General features: G+C 67.7%; 16 protein-coding genes and 1 pseudogene. 13 read left to right on the plus strand and 4 right to left on the minus strand.

The features are described from left to right. Positions 1-202: 202 nt before the first annotated feature. On the minus strand, positions 203-1099 hold the full coding sequence (locus M2283_RS34345; protein WP_280880382.1) for a helix-turn-helix transcriptional regulator: 897 nt from the start codon (positions 1097-1099) through the stop codon (positions 203-205). Between the two features lie 120 nt (positions 1100-1219). On the opposite strand from M2283_RS34345, the gene M2283_RS34350 reads away from it, so the two are divergent. The 6 genes and pseudogenes from M2283_RS34350 (at position 1220) to M2283_RS34380 (ending at position 5331) form a co-directional block, all read left to right on the plus strand. Next, positions 1220-1909: a DsbA family protein gene (locus M2283_RS34350; RefSeq protein WP_280880383.1), complete on the plus strand. Its 690-nt coding sequence runs from the start codon at positions 1220-1222 to the stop codon at positions 1907-1909. Beyond that, positions 1906-2668 (plus strand): annotated as a pseudogene (locus tag M2283_RS51715) (nuclear transport factor 2 family protein). Before M2283_RS34350 ends, M2283_RS51715 begins: the two are co-directional and overlap by 4 nt. A 31-nt stretch (positions 2669-2699) precedes the next feature. Continuing rightward, entirely contained in the window at positions 2700-3023 is a 324-nt protein-coding gene (locus tag M2283_RS34365; RefSeq protein ID WP_280880386.1) for a MoaF-related domain-containing protein, read from the plus strand. A gap of 117 nt (positions 3024-3140) precedes the next feature. Continuing rightward, entirely contained in the window at positions 3141-4076 is a 936-nt protein-coding gene (locus tag M2283_RS34370) for a protein-ADP-ribose hydrolase (RefSeq protein WP_280880387.1), read from the plus strand. Beyond that, on the plus strand, positions 4073-4954 hold the full coding sequence (locus M2283_RS34375) for an NAD-dependent protein deacetylase of SIR2 family (protein ID WP_280880388.1): 882 nt from the start codon (positions 4073-4075) through the stop codon (positions 4952-4954). The genes M2283_RS34370 and M2283_RS34375 overlap by 4 nt, the downstream gene beginning before the upstream one ends. After that, positions 4951-5331, plus strand: coding sequence for a nuclear transport factor 2 family protein (locus M2283_RS34380; RefSeq protein WP_280880389.1), 381 nt, complete (start codon positions 4951-4953; stop codon positions 5329-5331). Before M2283_RS34375 ends, M2283_RS34380 begins: the two co-directional genes overlap by 4 nt. 112 nt (positions 5332-5443) lie before the next feature. Here the strand turns inward: M2283_RS34380 and M2283_RS34385 are convergent, their stop codons facing one another. Together M2283_RS34385 and M2283_RS34390 are read right to left on the minus strand one after the other, a co-directional pair. Continuing rightward, on the minus strand, positions 5444-6481 hold the full coding sequence (locus M2283_RS34385) for an expansin EXLX1 family cellulose-binding protein (protein ID WP_432423167.1): 1038 nt from the start codon (positions 6479-6481) through the stop codon (positions 5444-5446). Positions 6482-6600: 119 nt separating this feature from the next. Then, on the minus strand, positions 6601-7146 hold the full coding sequence (locus M2283_RS34390; protein ID WP_280880391.1) for an RBBP9/YdeN family alpha/beta hydrolase: 546 nt from the start codon (positions 7144-7146) through the stop codon (positions 6601-6603). A 123-nt stretch (positions 7147-7269) separates the two neighbouring features. Between M2283_RS34390 and M2283_RS34395 the strand changes: the two genes are divergently transcribed. Then, complete coding sequence (locus M2283_RS34395) at positions 7270-7725, plus strand: Lrp/AsnC family transcriptional regulator (RefSeq protein ID WP_280880392.1); 456 nt, start codon at positions 7270-7272, stop codon at positions 7723-7725. 26 nt (positions 7726-7751) lie between these two features. Here the strand turns inward: M2283_RS34395 and M2283_RS34400 are convergent, their stop codons facing one another. Next, positions 7752-8540: a FadR/GntR family transcriptional regulator gene (locus tag M2283_RS34400; protein WP_280880393.1), complete on the minus strand. Its 789-nt coding sequence runs from the start codon at positions 8538-8540 to the stop codon at positions 7752-7754. Between the two features lie 365 nt (positions 8541-8905). On the opposite strand from M2283_RS34400, the gene M2283_RS34405 reads away from it, so the two are divergent. The 6 genes from M2283_RS34405 (at position 8906) to M2283_RS34430 (ending at position 17324) form a co-directional block, all read left to right on the plus strand. Continuing rightward, positions 8906-10267 (plus strand): ABC transporter substrate-binding protein, encoded by a 1362-nt coding sequence (locus tag M2283_RS34405; RefSeq protein WP_280880394.1) that lies wholly within the window; start codon positions 8906-8908, stop codon positions 10265-10267. Continuing rightward, positions 10264-11178, plus strand: coding sequence for a carbohydrate ABC transporter permease (locus M2283_RS34410; RefSeq protein WP_280880395.1), 915 nt, complete (start codon positions 10264-10266; stop codon positions 11176-11178). The genes M2283_RS34405 and M2283_RS34410 overlap by 4 nt, the downstream gene beginning before the upstream one ends. A 46-nt stretch (positions 11179-11224) precedes the next feature. After that, positions 11225-12139 (plus strand): carbohydrate ABC transporter permease, encoded by a 915-nt coding sequence (locus tag M2283_RS34415; protein ID WP_432423168.1) that lies wholly within the window; start codon positions 11225-11227, stop codon positions 12137-12139. 69 nt (positions 12140-12208) lie between these two features. Further along, entirely contained in the window at positions 12209-14233 is a 2025-nt protein-coding gene (locus M2283_RS34420) for a hypothetical protein (protein ID WP_280880396.1), read from the plus strand. After that, a complete protein-coding gene (locus tag M2283_RS34425) occupies positions 14230-14577 on the plus strand; it encodes an L-rhamnose mutarotase (RefSeq protein WP_280880397.1) in 348 nt (115 codons plus the stop codon). The genes M2283_RS34420 and M2283_RS34425 overlap by 4 nt, the downstream gene beginning before the upstream one ends. A 62-nt stretch (positions 14578-14639) precedes the next feature. After that, positions 14640-17324, plus strand: a complete 2685-nt coding sequence (locus M2283_RS34430) for an RICIN domain-containing protein (protein WP_280880398.1) — start codon at positions 14640-14642, stop codon at positions 17322-17324. The last annotated feature ends 97 nt before the right edge of the window (positions 17325-17421 follow it).

A 17421-nucleotide genomic window follows, 5' to 3' on the forward strand; every position in this document is an offset into this window, starting at 1 on the left:
TCAGATCAATGGCCGAAAGTGCTCCCACGGGTCGCTGGGAGCACGGCTGCACCATGGGGCTCCCGACGGCAGACAAGTACGAACAGCAGCCACGCCGCTGCCGATGATGAGCGTCGTCGAGGCAGCCGCCATGATCGAGGCCGTCACCGCACTGCCGCCCAGCGTCACCGCAGACCTCTTCGGCCTCTCGGGTGGACGAGTCTCACCTCGCTCCGTGCCCGCGGACCGTGTCGCGGAAGGCGATCGGAGTCTGGCCTGTGCGCTGGTGGAAGTACTTGTTGAAGTGGGTGGCGCTGGAGAAGCCGAGGCGGTCGGCGATTCGGGCGGCACTTTGATCGCTGTGGGCCAGGAGGCGCTTGGCTTCGAGGACGACGCGCCGGTCGATGAACTCCTTGGCGCCCAGGCCGGCTGCGGCGAGGGTGGCGCGCGCGAGGGTGCGAGCGGAGTAGCCGAGCGCTTCGGCGTAATCCTCGACCCGGCGGGTGCGGGCGAAGTCCTTTTCCACCGCATCACGCAAGCGCAGGTAGGTGGCGTCGGGTTCGGGGGCGGGGCTGCCGGCAGGCGTGGTGAGGTGGGCCAGGCGCAGGACGAGCACGGCCAGCAGATGACGCAGGGCCGCGGTGTGGATATCCAGAGGCAGGCGTCCGAGGGCCTGGAACTCGGCAGCGAGATGGTCAGCGGCCAGTCGCAGGGCCTGGGCGTCCTCGGGAAGGGGCCGCCGCAGGACCGGCGCGTGCGGGTCTTCGGTGCGGGCGCCGGCGGTGGTGGCCGGGTCGAGGAAGTCCTGGCGGAACAGGATCAGGGTGCCCTCGGCGTGGGTGAGGTCGCCCCACTGCTGCACTTGGCCGGGGCGAACCCACAGCCATGAGCGGGGTTCGAGGGCGTAGGCGGTGAAGTCGACCGTGTGCCAGAGAGTTCCGCCGGTGAGGGCGATCAGGTGGTGGAAGTCCGGGCGCTGGGGGGCGGCGAGCCGCTCGCCTGGTACGCGGTGGCCCAGGTCGGCGAGGGACAGCACTTCGACGCCGGCCGGGGTACCTGCGGGCGCCGCGAAGGAGATCTCCGGGATCCCCCGGTCGGCATCGTGTCGGTTTTTGACCATCACTAGTCGCCAGCGTATCTCATTCACCCTGTTCAACAGTCCTAACGTGGAGCTGTCAGCCCATCCGGCGTCTTCCGATGTCGGAAAGCAGCAAGCGAGTGGTGAGAGAGGAGGCGTGTGATGCCTTCGACGGAACGGGCCTCCCTGACGTACGCCTTCGACGCGTACTGCGCCTGGTGCTTCGGCTTCGGGCCCACCCTGCGGGCCTTCGCCGAGGACAACGCTCACCGCATCCGGATCGGCGTCGTGTCGGCCGGCCTCTACACCGGTACCCGAGCGCTGCCGATCGCGGCTCATCCGCACCTGTCGGCCGAACGCGGCACCATCACGCGACTGACCGGGGTCGCCTTCGGCACGGGCTACGACCGTGCCCTGTCGCAAGGAACGACCGTGCTCGACTCCGCCGCCGCGGCGGCGGGGCTGGCCGCGCTGCGCGACCAGCCCGGCATCAGCGAACTGGACGCGGCCGAGGCCATGCAGCGCGCATGGTTCGTCGACGGCCGCAGTCTGTCCGACGCAGAGGTCTACCGGGAAATAGCTGTCGCGCTCGGCCTGGACGCGGACGCCGTGACCACGGCGTTCAGCTCCCCGGCTGGCCGGGGAAAGGCCCGCGCCGACTTCCGCGCGCTGCGCCGCCTGCGTGTCCGCTCCTACCCGACGCTGCTTCTGGACACCGCGCACGGCGCAGACGAGATGGGGGACGCGGGCTCAACAGCCGCATTCCTGACCTCCGCCCTCGACCAGCGGTTGACCACGACCAACCCCCCAGTCCCCTTCCATGACCTGCCCTCGCGAGGAGAACCGTCATGAGCAACGCCAGGAAGACCGTCCTGACCGCCGCCGGCGAACTGTTCGGCCACAAGGACCCGAGCGCGGTGGACCGCTGGGTCGCCGCCGACTACACCCAGCACAGCACCCTGGCCGCCGACGGTCCCGAGGCCCTGCGCCGGCTGGTCGCCGGCCTGCCGGAGGGCTTCAGCTACGAGGGCGCCCGGGTGATCGCCGACGGCGAACCTGGTCGCCCTGCACGGCACGTACCACGGCTTCGGGCCCGACCCTCTGGTCGCCTTCGACGTCTTCCGCGTTGACGCCGACGGCAAGCTCGCCGAGCACTGGGGCGCCCTGACCCCGCTGGTAAAGGACACCGCCTCCGGGCGCTCGCAGACCGACGGACCCACCGAGGTCACTGCGCCCGAGAAGACCGAGGCCAACCGAATCCTGGTCGCCGAGTTCGCGCAGAAGGTCCTGGTCGGCGCCGACTACTCGGTGCTCACCGACTACATCTCCACCGAGACGTACGACCAGCACAACCCGGAGGCCGCCGACGGCCTCGACGGCTTCGGCGCCGCCGCCGCGAAGTGGGCCGAGCAGGGCAAGGACCTCGTCTACAAGACCGTCCACAAGGTCATCGCCGAGGGTTACTTCGTCCTGCTCCAGTCCGAGGGCGAGTTCGGAGTCCCCGTCGCCTACTACGACCTCTTCCGCGTCCAGGGCGGCAAGATCGTCGAGCACTGGGACGTCATCTCCCCGATCCCTGCCGAACTCCCCCACGACAACGGGCTGTTCTAGAGCTGCGCGCCATCGGCAAGGAGACAACGCGATGAGTGAGCTCACCTACGCCGGGAAGACCTTCGTCTTCCGCGTGGACAACGGGGTCGTCTTCCGCAACGCCTACGCGGCGGACGGCGCCACCCTGCACTACGAGACCCTCGAAGGCCCGACCGAGGGTTCCGAGGAGACCGTCACCCTCCACACCGCCGAGGTGGCCCCCGGCCTGTTCATGCTCGGCTGGGCCGAGAAGTCCGGCGTGACGGTCACCCACCTGATGAACCTCAACGCCCTGACGGTCCACGCCTTCTGGAGCTACGAGACGGGCGACGGCCGCGTCGCTGAACTCCACACCGGAACCCTCGAACCCGCCTGAGGGCCCTCACCCGCCTGCCCTGCCGTCACCGACCCGGGAGTGAGGGCACCGCGGCGCGCCCTTCGGCAGACCCATCCCACTTCGACCCGTCACGAGCTCACCGCCCGGAGGACCACCGTGTACCCGACTCCGCTGCCGCTTGCCACCTACCGGGCCGCCATCGCCTTGGACGAGGCGTTCGGGCCCGGTGCCGACCATGATCCGGACAAACGGCCCGCCGATCTGGTACGCGAGACGCTCGGCCTGTTGGCCGATGACTCGGCGGCAGCAAGGGCGGGGTTGCGCCGCGGCGCCGCGGACCGGATCGACGATGACGACGCCCGGCGGCTCCTGCGGGCGGTACTGACGGTCCGGGATCCCGGACCGCTGCCCACCGGGACCACCCGCCTGCTTGACGCGCTCCTGGCCGGCGAACGCCTGGCACGCGACACCGGCGACGCGACCTCACTGCCCACCGTCCGCGACACGCTTCCGCACACCGCGTACCGGGCCGCCGACCGTACGGTGCTGTGGCAGGGCGACCTCACCACTCTCGGCGCGGACGCCGTCGTGAACGCCGCCAACAGCGCCCTGCTCGGCTGCTTCGCCCCGATGCACCCGTGCATCGACAACGCCCTCCACGCCGCGGCAGGCCCCCGCCTTCGCACCGACTGCCACACGATCATGTCCCTCCAGGGCCACCTGGAGCCGACCGGCACCGCCAAGATCACCCGCGGATACCACCTGCCCGCCCGCTATGTCCTGCACACTGTCGGCCCGATCGTCGACGGCCCCGTACTCCCGCACCACCAACAGGCTCTGGCGGCCTCGTACCGTGCCTGCCTCGACCTCGCCGCCGACGTGGGTGGCATACGCAGCGTGGCGTTCTGCGGCATCAGCACCGGCGTCTTCGGCTACCCCAAGGCGCCCGCCGCCCGCACCGCACTGAGCACCGTGGCCGAGTGGCTCGATCTCCACCCCGGACGGCTCGACCGCGTGATCTTCAACGTGTACGCGGACGACGACCGCGCCGCCTACCTCCAGGCACTGACCGAAGGAAGCCAGCCCCGATGAACGAGTCCACCTTCGACCTGGAAGCCGCCGCCGGGACGATACACACCTGGCTCGGCGAGGCCGACCGTGTCCTGATCACCGCCGGTGCCGGACTCAGCGCCGCCGCCGTATACGACTACGGCGACGAAGACCGCTTCCGGGAACTCTTCCCCGCCCTGCACCACCTCGGCCTGCGCTCCCGCTACCTGGTCGGCGTACCGCTGCCGCCCGAGCTGTGGTGGGGCTACTGGGCCGTCCACATCGACGACATCCGTTTCTCGCCGGACCCCAACCCCCTTTACCAGCGCCTGAGTTCCCTCGTCGGCGGCAAGGACCACTGGGTGATGACGTCCAACGTCGACGCCCTCTTCGCCCGGGGCGGCTTCGACCCCGACCGGATCTTCACCCCCCAGGGCGACTACGGCCGCTACCAGTGCACGACCCCCTGCACAGCGACCACTTGGAACACCCGCCCCCTCGTCGCGCAGCTCCTCGCCGCGTACGACCCGGCCACCGGAACCGTGACCGGTCCCCTGCCCAGCTGCCCGAACTGCGGCGGCGAGGTCGAGATCAACGTCCGTATCGGCCCCGAGTTCGTCGATGACCCCTATCTCCCCGCGGGCCGCCGCCTCCAGGACTGGCTGGGATCCACCGCCGACACCCGGCTGCTCATCCTCGAATTCGGTGCCGGATTCAACACCCCCGGCGTCATCCGATGGCCGGGTGAACACCTCACCCGGCAGATCCCCCACGCTCGCCTCGTACGCGTCAACCCCACCCACCCCGAAACCCCCACCGACCTCGCCGGCCGGACCCTGTCTGTCCCCGTCGGCGCCGACCGCCTGCTCAACGCACTCACCGTGCCGCACCCGGCACCCGACCCCACGGTGGCATCATGAGCGACCCGGAGAAGAACAAGGCCACGGCTCAGGCGTTCTACGACCTGATGTTCAACCAGTGCCGCCCCGCGGAGGCCGTCGACCGATACGCGGGCGACACCTACGTTCAGCACAATCCGCATGTCGGCGACGGCAAGCAGGCGTTCGTCGACTACTTCGAGCGCATGGCCGCCGAGTACCCGGGCAAGCGAGTGGAGGTCAAGCGCGCCTTCGCCGAAGGCGACCACGTGATCCTGCACTGCCACCAGACCTGGCCTGCCGAGGAATACGCAGGCATCGACATCTTCCGTTTCGACGCGGACGGCAGGATCGTCGAACACTGGGACGTCCTCCAGGTGATCCCGCCCACCTCCGAGAACGACAACACCATGTTCTGACCCAGCACGAGCCTCCGGCGCCGCTGCCGACTGCGATACCGACGCACCTGGCTCATGTCCTCCCCCGCCGATCCCGTTGGCACACCAAAGGCCAACGGGATCGGCGGGCGGGTCAGTGCCGGGCGAACTGGACCCGCGTGGGCTGCACGGTTTCAGGCCGCAGCGCGATCCCGTTGACGGTCAGTTGTTCTCCGTAGATGTCCGTGAGCCTGATCGCGCCGCCGCACCCGCTGCCGTCGGGGGAGAGGAAGTAGTTGTAGTCGGTGCGGGCCAGTTGGCGCCAGCCTCCACCGGTGCGGACCTCCAGCCGAGCAAGCGGGTTGCGGTGGCCGATTGCCTGGATGCCGCACCAGTAGGGGCTGGATCCGTTCTTGTAGCGGATCGATATCGTGCCCGCCGTGTCGGGGCTCAACAGGCTCCAGGTGATCGCGATCCGGCCCGTCGAGGGAGTGGCCAGTTTGGCGAAGGCCTGTTCGCTGAGGTCGAGTTGACCGGGCGCACAGGGCAGCGGACATTCGTTGGTGATCCGGACCGTGACGGAGGCACCGCTTGCCACCCGAACGAACACGTATGCCCCGCAGGCTCTGGAAGCCTCGTAGTCGGTGGTGTTCATCGCCGCGATCATCATGTCGCCGCTCGGCCCGTACGAGCAGGCGCCGTCCCCTACCCCGGCTTTGTAGACAGTGGCGACTCCCTGGTATGTGGTCTTGGGCCGGATTCGCCCGGCCAGGGACGGCGTGGCGGGACTCGTCCGCGGCCGAGCCGATGACCGCGCCGTCGGTGCGGTCGCAGAGGTCGTCGGCGTGGCCGCGGAGCTCGTTGGAACGCTCGGGGAGGCGGCGGACGGGGAGGGCGTGGATGGCTTCTGCCCTGGCGACGTCGGCGGGACGGTCCCCTTGTACTCGGCGACGGGCGTGGCCGGGGCATGCCCCTCATCGGCCTTGTGGTCGGGTTTCATGGCCACGACCAGGCAGACCAGAAGTCCTGCGGCGATCAGCACCGCGGTAGAGCCCATCATCAGTGCACGTCGGCGTCTGCGCTGCCGCGCGGCCTGTCTCTTTCCCTGCATGTCCATCCGTTCGGAAGTGCGAGCCAATGTTCTGCTGCTCAGTAGCCGCGCGAGGCGAAAAGGTTGCCGTCGATCTTCCATCGAGTTGGGTCCTGGAAGATCGACAGCCAGCGCACGAAGCTCGCGAGGCCGGGCGGCCCAAGGAAATCGGCAGAGCGGCCGACGTCGACGCGGAGGGCCTCCGTGTCGGATCAGTCATCTCAGCAGTCGACGAGCCTGCGAAGGAGTTCCAGACCCGGCTGCCAATCACCCACATCGCTGACGGAATTGATGTGGCCGTGGCTTGCGATGAGATGCCATTGCACCTGCCACTCGCGCGCGAAAGCGGCGGACGTCGTCGGGTCGCAGTAGGGGTCGTCGTCGCTGGCCACCACCAGGCTCGGGCACAACAAAGGGCGAACGGACAGGCCCAGGAACGACGATGCGGCCTCACGTGGGAACGCCGGCCCCTGGGGATCGGGAGGCGCGACCAGGAACGCGGCCACCGTGCCCGGTCGCGCCTGATCGAGCCAGTGCGCTGCTGCCCAGCAGCCCAGGCTGTGAGCCACCAACACCACCTGGGGGTCGCGCCGGGAAGCGATCTCGTAGGCAGCCTGGACAGCGGCAACCCAGTCCGGCAGGTCCGGCCTGCTCCACGAGGCCGGTGCGATCCGGACCGCTGAGGCCCCCCATCGCTTCTCCCAGAAGCTCTGCCAGTGCCGCTCATCCGAACCGTCGATCCCAGGGATGATGACGTACGCGACCATCGCCCACCGTCCTTCCAGTCGTGGCCCTCGTACATCGCGGGGGCGCTCTGGGGCGATTCTCGATGGATCAGCAGCAACGGTCTGGCTCAGCAAGCGATTTCAAAGAAGGTGGGGGTGACAACGATGGAATCACTCGACGAGATCGACCGTGCCATCTTGGAACTGCTCCAGACCGACGGCCGGCTCACCGGAGCCGAGGTCGGACGCCGAGTCGGGCTGTCCCAACCGGCAGCCAGCGCCCGCATCCAACGCCTGGAGAAGAACGGGATCATCACCAGCTACCGCGCCGTCATCGCCCCAGCCTCGGTCGGACTGAACATCCACGCCATCGTCCGGCTGCGCACCACCCACGCGCAGCTGTCCCAGGCACTCACCCTTGCCGCCCGGACTCCCGAGGTCATCTCGATCCTCCGCGTGACCGGCGAAGACTGCCTGCTGCTCGACGTGCACTGTTCCCACGCCGAACGCCTTGAACAGGTCGTGGACTCCCTCGCCCGATACGGACCGGTCACCACCTCACTCGTCCTGCGCAGCTACCCGCCCAAGTCGTTGCCAACGACACCGTCGACAACGTCCTGACCCACAGCACTCGGCCCGCCCTCCCCTTACCCGAAGACCCTCCGCTGAATTTCCCGACGGTAGTCCTCAAGCGTCCTGTCGAGGTGCAGGGCGGTGGCCTGGGCCGCGGCTTCCGGCCGACCGTCTCGTACGGCTTCGTAGATGGCGGCGTGCTCCTCGACGGCAGCCGCGGAATGAGCACTGAGCGTGTCGTGTATACCGATGGCACTGGACTGCCTCTGCAGCCGACGTGCGTCGCGCACGGCGTCGACCAGGAAGCTGTTGTGGGAGGCTGCCGCGACTGCGGCATGGAAGTCGTCGTCGGCCTGGTTGAACACCTCGACCTGCCCTTGGACGAATCCGTGACGGCACGTCTCCACGGCCACTTCCATCGCCCGGAGTTCGGCAGGGGTTGCGCTTGTCGCCGCGATGCCGGCGGCTGCCATCTCCTGGATCCTGCGGAACTCGAACAGCATGAAGATGTGGTCCAGGTCGGTAGGCCGGAAGAACCCGCCCCAGCGACTGGCACTGAGCATGCCTTCATCGTCCGAGACGAAGAGGCCACGGCCCTTGTGCGCTCGGATCCGACCGAGGGCGGAAAGGATCTTGACGGCTTCGCGCACCACCGCCCTGCTGGTGCCCAGCCGCCCGGCCAGATCATTCTCCGTCGGCAGCCGGTCACCGGGGACCAGACGTGACTCGGCGATGAACTCCAGGATCCGCTCCGCGACGAGTTCATAGCCGGGACGGTAGTCGCGCCCCGCGTCCGCCCCTCCGCCCGAGGCCGTCACCCCGTTGGACCCCGACGAGGTCCCGGTCGCGGACGTGTCGTTCATCTGTCTTACCCCCATCACTGGTCTCACAGAGCGAGCCCATCCCTTCGTAGTCACTCTACTGAACGCCGCATCCCGTCAAATGAATCGTACTTATCTTGGGGCACCCAGGGCAACCGTAGGGCGATTCCGGCTCCCAATCCGGCATATACTTGACTATTTAGTACAGGTCTACGGGCCACATAGCCAGAGAATCCAACTTTGTGACTGCACATCTCCTTGACCAACGCCCATATAAGGCGCCTAATTTCGGAGCGGCGACCCGTCGCAACCGTCCGCGAAGCCTCTCGTGCGACGTCGTCGCTCGCGCGCCACCACGTTCACCCCTGCCGTTCCCTCCCGACGCCGGCCACGTAATGGAGTCACTCATGACCGCGATGAAGCAGTCTGTTGTCCGAAGCAGAGCGCTGGCCAAACGGCGATCGGTTCTCCTCGCGGGGTGCGTGGCAGCCGTGGTCGCGACCGCCACCGCCTGCGGTGGCGGCGCCACGAACACCAACAGCAAGGACGGCTTCAACCAGGTGCCCCAGAAGAACGGGGCCCTGACCGTGTGGGTGGACTCGACCCGGCTGGCGGCCGCGAAGCTGTACCAGAAGCTCCACCCGGACGTGAAGCTGAACATCGTCACCTACGACGGCGACGCCAACGGATCGAACTACCTGCAGACGAAGGTGCAGCTCTTCAACCGCACCGGCAAGGGCTGGCCGGACGTCGTCTTCAGCTCGCAGAACAACGAGGTGACCTGGGCGGTCGACGCCAACTTCGCGGCCCCCCTGAACAAGGGTCTCGTCCCGGCGGAAACCCTCGGGAAGTTCGCCGAGGGCGCCAACGACGTCTGCACGGTGGGCGGCACGGCCTACTGCTTGCGCAACGACCTCTCTCAGGCCGTTCTCTGGTACAACGCGCCGCTGATGAAGGAGTTCGGCTACACGGTGCCGACGACCTGGGAGGAGTACCAGCAGCTCGGCGAGAAGGTGGCCACCGAACACCCCGGGTACCTGGTGGGCGACGCCGGCGACTCCTTCACTCCGGAGATCTACCTGTGGGCCGGCAAGTGCGGCGCCAACCACATCACCGGCGCCAAGTCCGTCTCCGTGAACACCACCAGCGCCGAGTGCACGAAGATGGCCGAGCTCATGGACGTACTGATCAAGAAGAAGTCCATGTCCATCAGCGGGGTCTTCAGCACCGACTTCGGCAAGAACAAGGCCGACAAGGTGCTGATGATGCCCGGCCCCTCCTGGTACGGCGGCGCGCTGTTCAAGGGAACCTTCAAGACGCCGGCCAAGCAGATCGCGGCGGCGCCCATACCCCAGTGGAGCGGTGAGGCCTCGCCGTCCACCGGCAACGTGGGCGGTGGTACCTGGCTGCTGTCCCAGCACTCCGAACACGTCAAGGCAGCCACCGACTTCATCACCTGGGTCACGACGAGCGACGCCTACCAGGGCAAGGTCGCACCCGGCTTCCCCGCCTACGCCCCTGCGGCGGAAACCTGGTTGAAGCAGCAGAACGCCTCCGGCTACTTCGCGGGGGACATCAACGTGCTGAAGGACGCCTCCACTCAGGTCTGGCCGGGCTGGGGCTCAGGTCAGTTCAGCCAGGAAGCGATCTGGGCCGCGACGGTCAAGCCCGGTCTGACGCAGGGCAAGACCATCGTCTCGCTGCTGCCCGCCTGGCAGGACTCCATCGTCAAGTACGCACAGTCCAACGGATACAAGGTCTCCCAGTGACCGTGACCCACTCCCCCGTCAGCTCTGTCCGTCGACGTTCCCAGGGCGCCCGGCGGCAGAGGCGGGCGGGTACCGCGTTCGTCGCCGCCTACGTCGTGCTGCTGATCGCGTTCGGTGTCGTCCCGACCGCCTATGCCGTCTACTTCGCCTTCAGCAACGCCCAGGGCGCATTCACCGGCTTCGACAACTTCGTCACCACGATGCAGGACTTCCGGTTCGTGCCGGCTCTCGGGCACGTCGGGCTCTACCTGCTGTTCTGGCTCGTCTCGCTCGTGGTGATCGTGGTCGGCCTGGCGTTGATGCTGCACCGGCTCGCCTCCGGCGGCGCCGGAAAGGCTCTGAGGTTCCTCTTCTACATCCCCGGTGCCCTCGCGGGTGCCGCGAGCGTGCTGGTGTGGCTCTTCGTGCTCGACCCCACAGTGAGCCCGGTGAGTTCCCTCCTGGGCGCCCTCGGATACAACACGTTCGGCGAGGTCATCGCCCCCGGCCACCTGCCTCTGCTGTTCACGATCATCGCGTTCTGGACCGGCGCGGGCGGCTGGATCGTCGTCATCTACGGAGCGCTCAACAACATCCCCAAGGACGTGATGGAGGCCGCCCGCATCGACGGGGCGGGTGCCTGGCAGACCGCCTGGCGGGTGCAGATCCCCATGCTGCGCAAATGGATCGTCTACATGGTGATCCTCGCCTTCGCCGGCGGCGCCCAGCTCTTCGTGGAGCCACAGCTGCTGTCCCTGGCCAGCGTGGGAGTGGCGGGACGCGACTACTCGCTCAACCAGCTCTCCTACGACTTCGCCTTCCAGATGAACAACATCAACGGGGCCGCCGCAGTCTCCGTCGAACTCCTGGTCGTCAGTCTGTCGGCCGCCGCCCTCTTCGTCGCACGGTCGGGATTCTTCGATGCCGAGTGAAACCCCCACGCACCCCGGTGTACGTCCACGTCCCGAAGAGGTCAGCGTGAGCCCGAGCCCCGTCCCGCGCAGGCCGTCCCGCACCCGACGCCCTCCCGCCCGACGCTACGCGTCCCGGGTGCTGGTGACCGTTGTACTGGCCGCGTTCACGGTGTTCTTCGTACTGCCCGTGCTCTGGCTCGTGCTCGCCGCCACCAAGACGGACCACCAGCTCGTGCACGGCAACCCGCTCTCCTTCGGCTCCTGGCACGCGCTCAGGGCCAACTGGGACGCGCTGACCGCCTTCCAGGACAACGCGATCCTGCTGTGGCTGCGCAACTCGGCGCTCTACGCCGGAATTTCCCTGGTCATCACGCTATGCGTCGCCGTGCCTGCCGGTTACGCGCTGGCGATGACGGAGTTCCGCGGACGTCGCGCCCTCCTCGTCGCCACGCTGATCGTGATGCTGATGCCGAACGCGACGCTGGTGGTCCCCCTGTTCCTGGAGCTCAACGCCGTGCATCTGATCGGCACGATGTGGTCGATCATCCTGCCGTACTCGTTCTACCCGTTCGGGGTGTATCTGACGTACATCTACTTCACCACCGCCGTGCCCCGGGATCTGCTGGCGGCCGCCCGCATCGACGGCTGCACGGAGTTCGGGGTCTTCCGGCACATCGCCCTTCCCCTCGCATCGCCGGTCATCGCACTCGTCGGCTTCTTCAGCTTCGTGGCCAACTGGACCAACTACTTCCTGCCGTACGTGATGCTGCCCGAGAGCGACCAGATGCCGGTGCAGGTGGGCGTCGGCACCCTGCTCAGCAGCGTGCCCTCCTTCAACCCGACGGTCGGATCCCTCGCCATCGAGCGGCCCCAACTCGCCCTGGCCACCTTGGTGGCGATCACTCCGGTCCTGGTCGTGTTCCTCTTCTCGCAGCGCTTCCTGGTCGCCGGAATGCTCGCCGGCGCCACCAAGGAATGAAGCCGCGGACCGTCGTCCCGGCAGCCTCCGCGCGCTTCCACTGACTTCCTCCCGAACGGAGACGTTCCCATGCCCTTCAGTCCTGCCGATCGCTCTGCCGGCGAGGACACCGCCTCCCCTGACGGCCCGGTGTCCTCTGCCGGAGTGCGAGCCAGTGTGCCCTTGCTCGAACCTCCCGGCTGGGCGCTGGCACAGCGCGCGCTGTTCGACCTGCTCGACCACGCCTGGCGCCGTTTCGAGCGGGACTTCACCGGCCCGGACGGGAGCCTGAACTACAACGGACGGCTCACCACCCGTGACGGCGTCGACGACTTCTACGAGGCGTTCTTCAACTGGCCCCAGCTGTATCTGCTCGGCGGCGCGGACGACCTGCTGCCCGCCGGCGAGAGGCACTGGGAGGGCGTCACCCGGCAGCTGACCGAACTGGGCATGCTCAAGGACGAGTTCGAGCGCGGCTACGACTGGTTCCACCAGGGTGAGAGCCTGCTGCTGCTGTACTTCCTGTGCATGGCGGCCCCCGAGCGCTGGTCACAGCGCGCCGTGCGGTTCGCCGAGCTGTACGTCGATCCGACGAAGGGCAATTACGACCCCGACCACCGCATCATCCGGCGCCCGCACAACGGCAGCGACCCGGAACGGCGCGGTCTGTCCGAGACCGACTCCTACCCCTGGCTGCCCAAGGAAGCCGAGCTGTACGGCTTTCCGCTCGACTGGATCCAGCCGGCCGACACCCCCGTACCCCCGCTGTCCGCAGACCCACGCCTCGGTAGCCAGATGCGCGAGCGCATGGGCAGCGGCGACACCGCGGTCAACCTCGCCGCGGCCGGACTGATCCTCAACGCCTGGATCCTGTCCGGCGAGGCACGCTACCGCGACTGGATCGTCGAGTACGTCGGCGCATGGCGTGAGCGCACGAAGGCCAACGGCGACGTGATCCCCGACAACGTCGGCCCGGACGGCGTCGTCGGCGGCCTCCTCGAAGGTCGCTGGTACGGCGGGCACTACGGCTGGTCCTGGCCGCACGGCTGGCACAGCGTGGGCCATGCGGCATGCGTGGCGGCACTCGCGGCGGCGACGGTCACCGGAGACGACGACTACCTCTCCATGGTCACGACCAGCCTCGACACTCTCCTCGGTCACGGCAAGGTGATGCCCTTCACCGAAGCCGATTCCAGCCTTCCCGCCAAGTGGCTCGCCCAACTCGGTCCGGGCATCCACACGCCCACCCTGCACATCCCCTTCCGCCACAACGACTCCGGATGGTTCGACCACAATCCCGTCACCCCCGCCGTGCCGGTGGCGCTGTGGCATCACACGGCCGCTCCCGCCGACCGGGCCCGGCTGGAAGGGCTGCGCGATACCAGCGGATTCGACTGGCGCAGCGTGCGGGCCTTCCGGGCCAAGGAGGAGTCCGGGCATGAGGAGGCGTGGTTCGCCTTCCTCGCCGGCGACGATCCCGGCTACCCCGAACGGATCCTCGCCGCCGCCCAGGCGCAGGTCCGCCACCGCCTCGCCCGCATGGACCGCTACCGCGATCTTGAAGTGGCCGAGGAGGACATCCACGTGTGGCAGCAGTCGAACCCTGTGGTCACCGAGGCGCTCGTACAGCTGACATGGGGCGGCCCCCAGGTCCTCTACAACGGTGGTCTGCAGCAGGCGCGGGTGCGCTACTACGACGGCGAGGCGCGCCGTGCGGGACTGCCGCCCGAGGTGGCGGCCCTGGTGACCTCGATCGCCCCTGAGGCGACCGTCGTCGAGTTGGTCAACCTCTCCGCCGACCGCGCTCGGACGGTCGTCGTCCAGGCAGGCGCCTTCGCCGAACACACGATCGCCTCGGTGCGCCACACGACATGCGAGGACGACTCGTGGGTCGGGGACATGTACGACTACGGCCACGGGGAGCCGACCGTCACCGAGACGGAAGCGCCCGTCGGCAGCAACCTGCTCACCGTCGTACTGCCCGCCTCCACCCGCATACGGCTCACGCTCCGGCTGAACCTGCGTACACGGACACCCAGCTACCGCACGCCGTTCCCGGCGGATGCCCCCGTGGGGCCCGGCGCCGGCCTTCTCGGCGGGGAGGTCGCAGAGTGAAGCGAGTCGCCCAGACCATCAGGCTCCGCCCGGAACGACGCGAGGAGTACCTCGCCCTGCACGCCGCCGTCTGGCCCGCCGTCGAAGCCGCGCTGCACCGCGCCCACGTGCGCAATTACAGCATCTTCCGCCACAACGACGTCCTCTTCGCCTACTTCGAGTACGACGGCGAGGACTTCGAGGCCGACATGGCGGCGATCGCGACCGACCCGATGACCAAACGGTGGTGGAAGCTCACCGATCCATGTCAGGACCCATGGCCGGACCGGGGCACCGGAGGCCAGTGGACGGACCTCCCCGAGATCTGGCATCTCGGCGACCCGGGCACCAACAGCCCCTCCTAGAACGCAGGGTGCGTACGGGGCTCCCGGCGACGCGCACGCAACGAGGTAAGGAGAACAACAGCATGAGACCCGCACGGCTCATCGTCGGACTACTGCAGACGCTGCTGCTGGCAACAGCCGTCGTCCTGCCCGCACAGGCGGCGCACGCGGCAGACACCAGCTTGTACGTGGACCCTACCAACGGCAGTGACAGCAACTCGGGAACCAGCACGTCAGCCGCCTTCAAAACGATCGCCAAGGCACGCGACGCGGTCCGCACGATGAACTCGGCCATGTCCGCAGACATCGTCGTGAATCTGCGCGGGGGCACATACCCCCTCACCAGCCCGGTCGACTTCACCACCGCCGACTCGGGAACCAACGGCCACAACGTCATCTACAAGGCGTACGGCTCGGAGACCCCGGTCGTCTCCAGCGCCAAGACCATCACCGGCTGGACCTCGGCCGGCAACGGCCAGTACAAGGCATCGGTCGGCACCCTCGATTTCCGGCAGCTGTACGTCAACGGCGTGCGGGCCACGCGCGCCCGCTACCCGGACGTCGGCTCCAACTTCCAACTGCAGGACAGCGACAAGACGGCCCAGGTACTGAAGGTCCTCAGCTCCCAGATGGCGAACTGGGACCACTTCAGCCGCGTCGAAATGGTGCTGCAACTCCAGTGGGCCGAGAACTACCTGCGGCTGAAGTCGTACACCACCAGTGGCGGCCTGGCGAGCATCTCGATCCAGGACCACGAGGCCGGCATCCTCTTCAAGCGCCCGTATCCGCTGCTGTCCAACGGCTCTCCGCTGCACTTCGAGAACGCCCACGAGTTCCTCACCGAGCCCGGCGAGTTCTACCTCGACAAGGACGCGCAGACGCTCTACTACCTCCCTCGGCCGGGAGAGACCATGACGTCCGCCACCGTGCAGGTCCCGACCCTGGAGACCCTCTTCGACATCAAGGGAGACAGCCTCGGCTCTCCCGTCCACAACCTGCAGTTCTCGGGCGTCACCTTCACCCAGACCAACTGGACGGAGGCGAGCGGCAACGGCCTGCTCAACGCTCAGGGCGGCAACTACAACATCTCCGCCGACCCCAGCAACAAGCAGTACGTCAACCGGCCGCCGGCCGGGGTCCACGCCGCGAACGCCGACAACCTGTCCTTCACCGGCAACACCTTCACCCAGATGGGCTCGACCGCCCTGGACCTGCACCACGGCGTCCACAACTCCGCAGTCACCGGCAACGTCGTCCAGGACATCGCCGGCAACGGGATCATGGTGGGCAAGTTCTCGGATCCCGACGTCGAGTACCACACCGTGTACAACCCGCCCACTTCACCCGCGGGTGAGGACGCACGCGAGGTCGTCAGCGGTGTCACGGTCACCAACAACCTGATCAACCGCACCGGTCAGGACTATCTCGGCACCGCCGGCATCAACGCGGGCTTCGTGCACGGCACCACCATCGACCACAACGACATCTCCGACTCCCCCTGGGCCGGGATCTCCCTGGGATGGGGCTGGCAGTCGGCTGCCAACGCGGAGGGCGACAACTCCGTCAGCTACAACCGCATCGGCAACGTCGTGAACCAACTGTGCGACACGGCAGGCATCTACCACCTCTCCAACGACCCCGGGACTGTGATCAACAACAACTACATCCACGATGTGGTCCGTACGCCCACCGCGTGTTCCTCGGGCGCAGGCGGCATCTACCTCGACGAGGGCTCCAGCAACATGACGGTGGCGAACAACGTCCTGTCGCACACCGACAACTTCGTCATCCGGAACGCCAACGGCCCCAACATCGCTCTCTCCAACAACACGACCACCGGAACCGATGTGATGCAGGCCTCGGGTCTTCAGCCGGCCTACCGAGGACTGCCGGCCAGGATCAATCTCGCCTACGGCAGGACGGCCACCGCGTCCTCCGTCTACAGCTCCAACTGGGCACCGGCCAAGGCCAATGACAACGACCCGACGACCGGTTGGTCCCCCACCGGGAGCGACACCTCGGCCTGGTGGCAGGTCGACCTCGGCAGTGCGTACGCACTCGGTCAGTTCTCGTTCACCACCCGCCAGGACATCGACCAGCCCGAGACCCGCAGCAACTTCGAGATCCGTGGCTCCAACGACCCCACGTTCGCCGACTACACGGTGCTGGGACGCCAAGACGCCACGGTCCTCCCCTACAACGCGACGCTGACGGCCAAGATCGACGCACGACAGAAGTTCCGGTACGTGCGAGTCGCCAAAACCGACGGCGGCTACTTCTACCTCGGCGACTTCAGCGTGCAGCAAGCCGGCGGCTCGCTGGAGAGCTCGCCCACCACGCCGTCCTTCAACGCGTCGACGTACTACACGATCAAGAACGTCAACAGCGGCCTGCTGGCCGATGTCTACCAAGGTTCGACCGCGGACAACGCGAGCGTGATCCAGTGGCAGAGCAACTCGGGCGCCAACCAGCAGTGGAACATCGTGCGGGTCAGCGGCAACCTCTACAAGATCGTCAACCGTAACAGTGGCAAAGTCCTCGACCTCTCCAACAGCTCCCACGCCAAGGGTGCGGCTCTGGTCCAGAGGACCTACAACGGCGGCAACAACCAGCTCTGGTACTTCGAACCGACCAGCAGCGGATACGTCGTCCGCAACTTCGAGAGCCGGCAGGCCCTGGAGGTTCCTGGCAACTCGACCACCGGAGGAACCGCCCTCGACCAGTGGGCACCGCTGAACCAGACCAACCAGCTCTGGACCATCCAGTGACGCCCTTCGCGTGACCACGCCGGGACCGCTGCGGTCGGCACACATCGGCCGCCGATCGCAGCGGTTTCCCGTACCCGGCACGCTCCTGCCGCACCCC

It is taken from the genome of Streptomyces pseudovenezuelae (assembly GCF_029892565.1).
In the GTDB taxonomy this organism is placed as follows: Bacteria; Actinomycetota; Actinomycetes; order Streptomycetales; family Streptomycetaceae; genus Streptomyces; species Streptomyces pseudovenezuelae_A.